This is a genomic window from Mesorhizobium tamadayense (genome assembly GCF_003863365.1).
In the GTDB taxonomy this organism is placed as follows: Bacteria; Pseudomonadota; Alphaproteobacteria; order Rhizobiales; family Rhizobiaceae; genus Mesorhizobium; species Mesorhizobium tamadayense.
Window position 1 is genome coordinate 65452 of the sequence record NZ_RQXT01000036.1, and the last position, 9428, is coordinate 74879.

10 protein-coding genes are annotated in these 9428 nt (G+C 63.4%); 5 read left to right on the forward strand and 5 right to left on the reverse strand.

Going from position 1 to position 9428, the window contains the following annotated elements; all coding sequences use genetic code 11:
- Complete coding sequence (locus EH240_RS24850) at window positions 1-1017, reverse strand: glycosyltransferase family 2 protein (RefSeq protein ID WP_125003549.1); 1017 nt, start codon at window positions 1015-1017, stop codon at window positions 1-3.
- A gap of 198 nt (window positions 1018-1215) precedes the next feature.
- On the opposite strand from EH240_RS24850, the gene EH240_RS24855 reads away from it, so the two are divergent.
- Both EH240_RS24855 and EH240_RS24860 read left to right on the forward strand, forming a co-directional pair.
- Window positions 1216-2340 (forward strand): glycosyltransferase family 4 protein, encoded by a 1125-nt coding sequence (locus EH240_RS24855; protein WP_125003551.1) that lies wholly within the window; start codon window positions 1216-1218, stop codon window positions 2338-2340.
- Entirely contained in the window at window positions 2337-3455 is a 1119-nt protein-coding gene (locus EH240_RS24860; protein ID WP_125003553.1) for a glycosyltransferase, read from the forward strand. The genes EH240_RS24855 and EH240_RS24860 overlap by 4 nt, the downstream gene beginning before the upstream one ends.
- A 64-nt stretch (window positions 3456-3519) precedes the next feature.
- On the opposite strand, the gene EH240_RS24865 is transcribed toward EH240_RS24860, so the two are convergent.
- On the reverse strand, window positions 3520-4113 hold the full coding sequence (locus tag EH240_RS24865) for a biotin transporter BioY (protein ID WP_125003555.1): 594 nt from the start codon (window positions 4111-4113) through the stop codon (window positions 3520-3522).
- Between the two features lie 202 nt (window positions 4114-4315).
- Between EH240_RS24865 and EH240_RS24870 the strand changes: the two genes are divergently transcribed.
- The gene (locus tag EH240_RS24870; protein WP_125003557.1) at window positions 4316-5224 is read left to right on the forward strand and encodes an MBL fold metallo-hydrolase; all 909 of its coding nucleotides are present in this window, start codon (window positions 4316-4318) and stop codon (window positions 5222-5224) included.
- A 103-nt stretch (window positions 5225-5327) separates the two neighbouring features.
- Here the strand turns inward: EH240_RS24870 and EH240_RS24875 are convergent, their stop codons facing one another.
- The gene (locus EH240_RS24875; RefSeq protein WP_125003559.1) at window positions 5328-6113 is read right to left on the reverse strand and encodes a DUF1499 domain-containing protein; all 786 of its coding nucleotides are present in this window, start codon (window positions 6111-6113) and stop codon (window positions 5328-5330) included.
- 77 nt (window positions 6114-6190) lie between these two features.
- A complete protein-coding gene (locus tag EH240_RS24880) occupies window positions 6191-7819 on the reverse strand; it encodes a fatty-acid--CoA ligase (protein WP_125003561.1) in 1629 nt (542 codons plus the stop codon).
- Between the two features lie 195 nt (window positions 7820-8014).
- On the opposite strand from EH240_RS24880, the gene EH240_RS24885 reads away from it, so the two are divergent.
- Both EH240_RS24885 and EH240_RS24890 read left to right on the forward strand, forming a co-directional pair.
- Window positions 8015-8371, forward strand: a complete 357-nt coding sequence (locus EH240_RS24885; RefSeq protein ID WP_125003563.1) for a hypothetical protein — start codon at window positions 8015-8017, stop codon at window positions 8369-8371.
- Window positions 8372-8481: 110 nt separating this feature from the next.
- On the forward strand, window positions 8482-8871 hold the full coding sequence (locus tag EH240_RS24890) for a DUF427 domain-containing protein (RefSeq protein WP_125003565.1): 390 nt from the start codon (window positions 8482-8484) through the stop codon (window positions 8869-8871).
- 163 nt (window positions 8872-9034) lie between these two features.
- Here the strand turns inward: EH240_RS24890 and EH240_RS24895 are convergent.
- Window positions 9035-9428: polysaccharide deacetylase family protein (locus tag EH240_RS24895; protein WP_483466608.1), on the reverse strand; the 394-nt coding region annotated here is incomplete at its 5' end.

Below are 9428 nucleotides of genomic sequence, written 5' to 3' on the forward strand. Positions count from 1 at the left end.
CTATGCCGCTTCCTTATCGCGTGGGAAAGTCTTGACCCCGTCGCCTTGAGTCGAACGCTGCGTGTAGCGAATGTCTTCGAGAAGCTTGCGATTGGCAGCTATCACGTCGGCCAAAAAGGCGACAAGAAGGGCCTGGAAGCCCATGCTCATCAGCACACCCGCCAACACAACCGACTGAACGTGACCGCTGACACCTTCAGTCAGATAAAAATAAAGGAAGCGCAGCCCGATCAGGAAACCAAGTCCGAAAAGAAGCGCCGCGACAATGCCGAAGAAGCGCGCCGGCTGATAGATGACGAAGATGCGCACGATGGTGAAGATCGAGCGCTTCACGTAGGAGGGGATGCTCTTAACCAGTCTGGACGGCCGCAAATCTCCGTTGACGCGGATCGGCACCGAAACCACGCGCATGTTCTTGCGGCCGGCCTGGATGATGGTTTCCAGCGTGTAGGTGTAGTTGTTGAACACCATCAGCCGCTGCGCAGCATTTCGCGAGATCGCGCGAAATCCACTAGGGGCATCCTGCACATCGGTGCCACTGCTGACCCGAACCACCCAGCTGCCGATCTTCTGCAGGACCTTCTTGATCGGGGAGAAATGATCTATCTCCGATATCGGCCGGGCGCCGATGACCATATCAGCACGTCCTTCCAGCACCGGGTTGACGAGGGCCGGAACATCGGCGGCGTGGTATTGGTTGTCGGCATCGGTGTTGACGATGACATCCGCGCCAAGTGCCAAACAGGCTTCGATACCCGTCATGAAGGCGTAGGCTAGGCCGCGATTGTTGGTATGCCTTACAACGTGGTCGACGCCGTTTTCCCTGGCGACCCTGACCGTTTCATCCGTGCTTCCGTCATCGATCACCAACCATTCGACGCTGTCGAAGCCTGTGAGGGTCCGCGGCAGATCGCTCAGCGCTATCGCCAGTGTTTCGGCTTCGTTGTAGCAAGGAATCTGGATAATCAGCTTTGGCAGAAGATCGCCCTCGAATTGTGGAATGGGATCGCCGTGCATCTACCATCATCAGGCTGAGGCGCAAGCGATTTTCCCCAAGCGAGACTGTCTTTCCACCTTCGCGTTACCGAATTGGCGAGATGTATGCTAGGGGGCTAGCGTCGCATTACGCTCCAGGCAAATTGTGTTTCCAACGCCTCTCCTACCCGCGGTGCAAATGTCCGGAATCCTTCGTTCAGCCCATCTCCGGAGAAACCATTGAAAGTCGGGGTCGATGGCAGGAACCTCGGATCGGCCACCGATGGGATCGGCAGGTTCGTCCACAATTCGATCAAGGCGCTGACGGCGCTCGGCGCCGATGTGTTTGTCTATGCTCCGGGCCGGATCTGGGCGGGCTACGATATGCCGGACGGCGTTTCTATCCGCACCGGCGGCTTCAACGGTGCGGTTTCGCGCATGGTCTGGGGCCAGACGGTGCTTCCCAGCCAAGCGCGGCGCGACGGGCTGGACATCCTCTGGGGGCCATCGCACCGCCTGCCCTTCCTGCTCGACAGCCGCATCGGACGGGTCGTCACCATCCATGACCTCGTCTGGCTGCACGCCGCTGAAACCATGCGAACCCGCACCTGGATGGGCGACCGCCTGATGATGAGGCCCGCATTGAAGGCCGCCGATTGCGTGGTTGCCGATTCGACAGCCATGGCGGCGGCGCTGGCGGCCGAGTTCCCCTGGCTGAAAGCGCCGGTCAGGACGGTTGCGCCGGGCACGACGGCGCTGCCGGCGCCGCTCGGTCTTTCGAGCCTGGAAGCCCTCGGCATCACCCGGCCCTACGCGCTTTTCGTCGGCACGCTGGAGCCCAGAAAGAACCTTCGCACCCTGATTAAGGCTTACGGCCTGTTGCCCGCGGGCATGCGATCGCGCTGCGACCTGGTCATCGTCGGCGGCAAGGGCTGGAAGCAGACGGGGCTGGCCGACGAGGTGCGCGACGCCGGGCTCGAAACCAATGTCAGATTCACCGGCTTCGTCGATGACAGCGTGCTCGCCACGCTCTATGCGAACTGCCTGTTTCTCGCCATGCCGTCGCTTTACGAGGGTTTCGGCTTTCCGATCGTCGAGGCACAGTCGTTCGGCAAGGCTGTGCTGACGTCGAGAACCTCATCCATGCCGGAAGTCGCCGGCGACGGCGCCGTCCTTGTCGACCCGAGCGACCCGGCGGCGATCGAGGATGGGTTCGACCGGCTCTGCGCCGATGCCGAATTGCGCGAACGGCTTGCTGCCGCGGCGCGCCGGAATGCCCAGCGCTTCACCTGGGAAAACCACGCCAGGGGCATGCTGCATATCTTTGAACAGGCCATCCGGCAAAGACGAAAGAGCGGCGTTTGAAAGTCCTGCACTTCTTCAAGACATACTGGCCGGATTCCTTCGGCGGGGTGGAGCGGACGATCCACGCCATCGCTCAAAGCACCGCTCGCCGTGGCATCGAAACCGAAGTGCTTTCGTTGAGCCGCACCCCGCAAGAGAGCAGCCGTCGCATCGACGGGCACATGGCGCGGAAGGCCAGACTGGATTTCGAGCTGGCCTCGACCGGGTTTTCGCGCGAGGTCTTTCGGCAATTCGGCGCGCTGGCCGGGAAGGCCGACCTCATCCACTACCATTTTCCCTGGCCGTTCATGGACATCGTGCATTTTCATGCCCGGCACGGCAAACCGAGCGTCGTCACCTACCACTCCGACATCGTCAAGCAGCGGCTGATCGTGCCCTTCTACAGACCGCTGATGATGCGGTTCTTAAAGCATGTCGATACTGTCGTGGCGACATCGCCGGACTATCTGAGATCGAGCCCGGTGCTCAAAGCCTTCGAGGCCAAGGCGAAGGTCATTCCCATCGGGATCGATGAAGGCGCATATCCGGCGCCGAGCGAAGCCGACCATGCCTGGTGCTGGTCGGCGATTGCGGAACCCTTCGTGCTGTTCGTGGGTGTCCTGCGCTACTACAAGGGGCTGGACGTGCTGATCCAGGCTGCCGGCCAGGTTCGCTGCAAGGTCGTCATCGCCGGGTCCGGGCCCATCGAAGGCCAGCTCAGGCTGCAGGCCGAGAGGTTGCGCTGCGACAATGTCATCTTCCTCGGCGAGGTCGAAGAGCCGCGCAAGATGGTGCTGCTCCACAACTGCCTCGGCTTCGTTTTCCCCTCCAACCAGAGGTCCGAAGCCTACGGGCTTTCGCTGGTGGAAGCGGCCATGTGCGGCAGGCCGATGATCTCGTGCGATCTCGGAACGGGAACAAGCTATGTGAACGAAGCCGGCAAGACCGGGCTGGTCGTTCCGCCTTCGGATCCGGCAAGGCTTGCCGAAGCCATCAACCGGTTCGTCGATTCGCCGGACGACGTGGCGAAATGGGGCCGGGCCGCGCGTGACCGCTACGCTCGTCTTTTCACTGCCGACCGGATGGGCATGGCTTACGCCGAGCTTTACCACCACCTCGACGGCCGCCGGCACTGAGGGGGCGGTCGCGCAAAAAGCCGGCGGAACGATCGCTCCGCCGGCTGCATTCAGCTTACTGAAATCAACGCTGCTTCGGCAGCACCGCCCACACCGCCGGCACGAGGCTGGCGGCGAGCGCGACCTTGATCAGGTCGCCGGCGATGAACGGCGCGACGCCGAACTGCCACGATTTCTCCGGGCCGATCAGCGCCGCCAGCCAGGCGAAACCCATCGCCATCATGACGATCTCGGCGGCCAGCATGGCGCCGAACAGCTTGAAGGGCTGGCGGTCCCAGCCGCGGTCGGCGGCCCAGCCGGCGATCGCCGCCATCACCACGAAGCCGGCGAGGTAGCCGCCGGTGGAGCCCAGCATGTAGGCGATGCCGATGCCCTTTTCCGGCGTGCCCTGGAAGACCGGCAAGCCAAACGCGCCTTCGGCGAGGTAGAGAAGAAGCGTCGCGACGGCAAGGCGCATGCCGAAGGCCGAGGCGATCAAGAGCACGGCGAGCGTCTGCAGCGAGAGGTCGACCGGGCCGAGCACCACCTTCGTCTTCGCCGACAGGGTAAGCAGGAGGGTTCCGGCAAGCGCCAGGAAGAGCTGGGTCGCCAGCCGGGCAGCGCCCTGGTCGGGCAGAGCGAGAGAAACGAGCGGACGCATCGTGGTTGCAGTTGCCATGGTCTTCCCCGTTGTGGCTGATTTGCTGGCCTTAAAGCGCGTCGCGCAGAAACGGATTCAGGCGACGCGCTTTAGAAACTGTCTTGATGCATGTCGTTCTCCCAAAACCGCTGCGCACTTTTGGGCGACATGCATTGATTTTCCTATATTGGCTTCCGGGGGAAGCGGCAATCGTTTTGCCGCTCATAGAGCAGGACCCGGCATGACGCTTGAATTCGACACACGTTTCGATCCCGCCTATGCCCAGGCGGTCACGGTCGCGCCGGACGTCCAGCGCATCACCGCCAGGAATCCGAGCCCCTTCACCTTCCACGGCACCAACAGCTACCTCGTCGGCCGCGACACGCTTGCCGTGATCGATCCGGGACCGGATGACGATCAGCATCTCGAGACGCTTCTCGCGGCGATCGGCGGCAGGCCGGTCAGCCACATCTTCGTCAGCCATACCCATCGCGACCATTCGCCGCTCGCGGCCAAGCTGAAGCAGCGCACCGGCGCCCCCGTGCTCGCCGAAGGCCCGCACCGGCCGGCGCGGCGGCTGCGTATCGGCGAGATCAACCCGCTCGACGCCAGCGCCGACCTGGGCTTCGTGCCCGATGTCGCGCTGGCGGACGGCAGCCTTACTCACGGCAACGGCTGGACGATGCGTACTGTGCTGACGCCGGGTCATACCGCCAACCACGCCGCCTTTGCGCTCGAAGGCACCGGCATCCTGTTTTCGGCCGACCATGTCATGGCTTGGGCAACGTCCATCGTGGCGCCGCCCGATGGAGCGATGGCCGACTACATGCAATCGCTCGACAGGCTGATCGAGCGCGACGACCGCCTGCTGCTGCCCGGCCATGGCGGTCCGGTGTCCAAGCCCCGCAGCTTCATGCGTGCGCTGAAGGCGCATCGCAAGATGCGCGAGGGGGCGATCCTCGAGCGCATCGCGGACGGCGACCGCACGATCAAGGACATGGTCGCAGCGATCTATTGCGATACCGACCCACGGCTGCACGGCGCCGCCGGCCTGTCGGTGCTCGCCCATCTCGAAGACCTGGTGGCCCGCGGGCTTGTTGCTACCGAAGGCGATGCGGCGATCGACGGCATTTTCACGCCTGCCGGCTAGAGCAATTCCAGGAAAAGTGTGACACGGTTTTCCGTCAGGAATTGCGTCAAAACAAAGAGATAGAGCGGTTCGCCGTTTCTATGAAACGGTGAAACGCTCTAGATCACTCGGCCGGCGCCGCGCCGACCTGGCCGGCGACCTCCTGATCGAGCTCGCCGAGGAATTCGGTGATGCGTGCGGCATTGTCGCCCAAATCGTAGCGCCCATAGCGCGAGGCCGAGCGCATGTCGACGATGACCGTATCGCCGTCGTCGGTGACGCGGATGGCGACATCTGCCGGCAGGCCGAGCACGAAGCCCCTGGCGACGGCGTTGATCGTCGCCTCGCTTTGCCCGCTGATATCCGGATAGGGCGCCGTCAGCTGCCAGTCCCGCCGGTCGAGCACGGTCTCGACCGCGTCGACGACGGTTTCGAAGGGCAGGTTGTAGCTGCGCCCGGTGACCAGCGGATAGGCCTCCGCCTGCAGGCTCTGCTCGCCGGGCGTCGGCGCCTCCAGCGCGTTCATGCCGCTCGTCCGGTCGCTGGTATCGAGCACCGGCGGATCCTCGAGGTCGGTCGAGATGTCGTGCAGCGGCGGGTAGATGGTCGCCCAGTAGGCCGCAATCCCGAAAGGGGCAAGCACCAGCAGCGCCAGCAGCGCGCCCACGCTTAGATCGCGGCCGCCGCGACCGCCGAAGTTCCACAATCTCGACAGCGCAAGCCCGGCGAGCAGCAGCGCAAGTGCTGCAAGCAGCGCGACGATCGCCAGCACCCAAAGAAAAGGCGGCGTGTCGACAAGGTCGAGCCGATAGCCGCCAAGCGCGGTCAGCAGAAGGACGAGCGAGAACGCTCCGGTCCGCCGCGACCAGCCGGCCGCCCTCGACGTTTGCCGTTCAGAAATTGTAGCCATCGTCTGCCGCATCACCCCAACCCGCGCCGAGAGTTAGCGCAGTTCAGTGTCCGGTGGAATCGCTGATTGAACATTCCTCAGTCTGTTGGCGGGCGATAGTCCCTGAATTGCTGTCGCAAGGTGGTCTTCTGGATCTTGCCGGTGGCCGTGTGGGGGATTTCGCCGACGAAGGCGACATCGTCCGGCATCCACCATTTGGCGACCTTGCCGCTCATGAAGGCGAGGATGTCGCCCTTGCTCGGCTCCTTGCCGGGCTTTAGCACGACGACCAGCAGGGGCCGCTCGCCCCATTTGGAATGCGGCACGCCGATGGCCGCGGCCTCCGCCACATCGGGATGGCTGACGGCAAGGTTTTCGAGATCGATGGTGGAGATCCATTCGCCGCCCGATTTGATGACATCCTTGGCGCGGTCGGTGATCTGCATATAACCGCAGGCGTCGATATGCGCGACGTCGCCGGTGTCGAACCAGCCGTCGGCGTCGAACTGCTCGGAGCCGACGCCGCCGTAATAGGCGCGCGCGACCGCCGGGCCGCGCACCTTGAGACGCCCGAAGGTCTTGCCGTCCCAGGGCAGCGCGTTGTTCTCGTCGTCGGTCACCTTCATCTCGACGCCGAAGGGCGGATGGCCCTGCTTGCCCTGGACGTCGAGCCTGGCATCGCCCGTCAACCCTTCATATTCCGGCTTCATGGTGCATAGCGTGCCGAGCGGCGACATTTCGGTCATGCCCCAGGCATGCACGACCTGCACCTCGTATTTGTCCTGGAACCTGGCGGTGATGGCGCGCGGGCAGGACGAACCGCCGATGACGACCTTGTTGAGATAAGGCAATTTCTTGCCGGTCTCCTCCAGATATTGCAGCAGCATCATCCACACCGTCGGCACGGCGGCGCTGAAGCTTACCTTTTCGGTGTCGAGCAATTCGTAGATCGAGGCGCCGTCCATCTTGCAGCCCGGCATCACCAGCTTGGCGCCGATCATCGGCGCGGTCTGGCCGAGACCCCAGGCATTGGCATGAAACATCGGCACCACGGGCAGGACGACGTCGCGCGTCGAAACGCCCATGGCATCGGGCATGGCGGCTATCATGGCGTGCAGTACGTTCGAGCGGTGGCTGTAGACGACGCCTTTCGGATCGCCCGTCGTCCCGGAGGTGTAGCACATGCCGGCGGCGGTGTTCTCGTCGAAGCTCTTCCAGGCGAAGTCGCCGGCGGCCTCGGCCAGCCATTCCTCATAGGCAACGGCATTCGGCAACGAGGTTTGCGGCATATGCGCCCGATCGGTCAGCACGATCACCCGCCTCAGCGAATTGACCTGGCCGGCGATCTTTTCCAGCAGCGGCACGAAGGTCAGGTCGACGAAGATCGCCTTGTCCCCGGCGTCGTTCATGATCCAGGCGATCTGCTCGGGAAAGAGGCGCGGATTGAGCGTGTGGTAGATCGCGCCGATGCCCATGATGCCGTACCAGGCCTCGATGTGGCGGGCCGTGTTCCAGGCAAGCGTGGCGATGCGGTCGCCGAGCCCGAAGCCGTCCTGCTCCAGCCGCTCAGCCACTTTGAGTGCCCTTTGATGGATTTCGGTATAGGTGGTGCGCACGATCGGCCCCTCGATCGAGCGCGACACGATCTCGCGCCTGCCATGCTGGCGTTCGGCGTGATCGATTAGCTTGTGGCAGAGCAGCGGCCATTCCTGCATCAGTCCGAGCATCTCGGTTCCTCCCTTTTTCGCGCTTTCGCGTCATTGTTTCACGCATTGTGGAATGATCCGGCGGATTGTCCAGCCACCATAAGTCCAAGCGAGGTGGATGGACGAAACGACCCGCGAAACCCGCCATAATCCGGCCATCGTCGCCGTTAAGCTTCATTAACGGGCTGGGTGAGATTGGCGGATGGAGAGATTCGCATGGACGCGCAGCTCGATGAAAAAACCCTCGAAAGCACGCTAGCCGAAAGTCTGGACGATCTGACGCCGGACTCCAAAGCCGTTTCCGACGATGAATTTGCCGAAGTCGTCGGCGGCGCGCTGGAAGCTGTCGGCGGAACGCTGCTGTTCAAGATGTGCGTCGAGAACGACGGCGAAGTCCAGCATGTCGCCGCCGCATGCGTCGGCGACGGCGGTAACCGCCAGTTCCTGCTGCTCACGCTGTCGACCACGGGCGGCGCGCTGAAGGTCGAGACCGCGGCGAGAAGCACCAATCCGGTGGCCGGCATCGCTGCCGCCTATGCCGGCCTCATGGACGCATTCAAGGCCGCCGCCTGACTGTCGGCATCGGTTAGAAGAAAATTCCACTTTGACGCGGGCTCGCGCAACCGTGCAACCTTGCGCGAGGGGCCTCGCCGACACACCTTGTGTTAGAGAAGGAGACCGTCATGGACAAGCGCGCCAATCCCGCACCCGGCTTTCAACGCAATCCCGACAAGGTGATCACGGTCGAGCCGTACCGCGGCGCCGTCACGGTCAGCGCCGGCGACACCGTCATCGCCAGGTCGACCCGGGCCAAGCTGCTTTCGGAACCGCCCTACCCGGCGGTTCTCTACATCCCCTTCGACGACATCGATTTCAGCAAGCTCGAAAGGACCGGGCATTCGACGCATTGTCCCTACAAGGGCGATGCGAGCTATTGGAGGGTCGTGCCGGCCGGCGAAGGCGGCAAGGACGCGATGTGGGCCTATGAGCAGCCCTTCGACGAGATGACCGAGATCCGCGATCATGGCGCGTTCTATACGAGCAAGGTGACGGTAGGAGCCACGCCGGAGTGAGGCTGTGCTGATATTCAGGTGATGCCGGCCTGCAAACGGGGAACTCCTGCGCTTCCGGTGCTCACGTACTTTAAGTACGCTCCGCTCCGGTTCTCGGAGACCACCATTTTCGGCTCGGCCTGACCTGAATCTCAACACAGCCCGGCAACTCACTCAACCCCGGTCAATCGGTAGTGCCGTCGTTGCCCACGTCCTCCGCATCGTCGAGGCGAACGAAGGTCATTCCCTTCTGCTTCAGGGCCAGCAGGCCCTGGACGACGCCCTCGCCCGCCGCATGGGTCGGCTGGTTGATGTGAGCGATGATGACGTCGCCATCCTTGGCGGCGGCGATGCGTCGGGCGGTTACCTTGGCGCCGAGCAGCGAGCCGCCGTCGCCGTTGACGGAAAAGCCGGCGATCTTGAAGCCCAGCTTGCGGATCATGGCGATCGCCGACGGGCTGTATTCGGCAGTGGCGCCGCGAAACCATTTCGGCGTTGGGCCGCCTGCGCTGGCAAGTGCTGAGGCGCCGGATTCGACCTCGGCCAGAACGGCATCGGGACTGCCGGCGCTGCTGATG

Excerpts from the sequence above, each read along its gene's own strand:
- EH240_RS24850 (WP_125003549.1), bottom strand. The coding sequence starts at position 1,017 with ATGCACGGCGATCCCATTCCACAATTCGAGGGCGATCTTCTGCCAAAG.
- EH240_RS24865 (WP_125003555.1), bottom strand. The coding sequence starts at position 4,113 with ATGGCAACTGCAACCACGATGCGTCCGCTCGTTTCTCTCGCTCTGCCC.
- EH240_RS24870 (WP_125003557.1), top strand. The coding sequence starts at position 4,316 with ATGACGCTTGAATTCGACACACGTTTCGATCCCGCCTATGCCCAGGCG.
- EH240_RS24875 (WP_125003559.1), bottom strand. The coding sequence starts at position 6,113 with ATGGCTACAATTTCTGAACGGCAAACGTCGAGGGCGGCCGGCTGGTCG.
- EH240_RS24880 (WP_125003561.1), bottom strand. The coding sequence starts at position 7,819 with ATGCTCGGACTGATGCAGGAATGGCCGCTGCTCTGCCACAAGCTAATC.
- EH240_RS24885 (WP_125003563.1), top strand. The coding sequence starts at position 8,015 with ATGGACGCGCAGCTCGATGAAAAAACCCTCGAAAGCACGCTAGCCGAA.
- EH240_RS24890 (WP_125003565.1), top strand. The coding sequence starts at position 8,482 with ATGGACAAGCGCGCCAATCCCGCACCCGGCTTTCAACGCAATCCCGAC.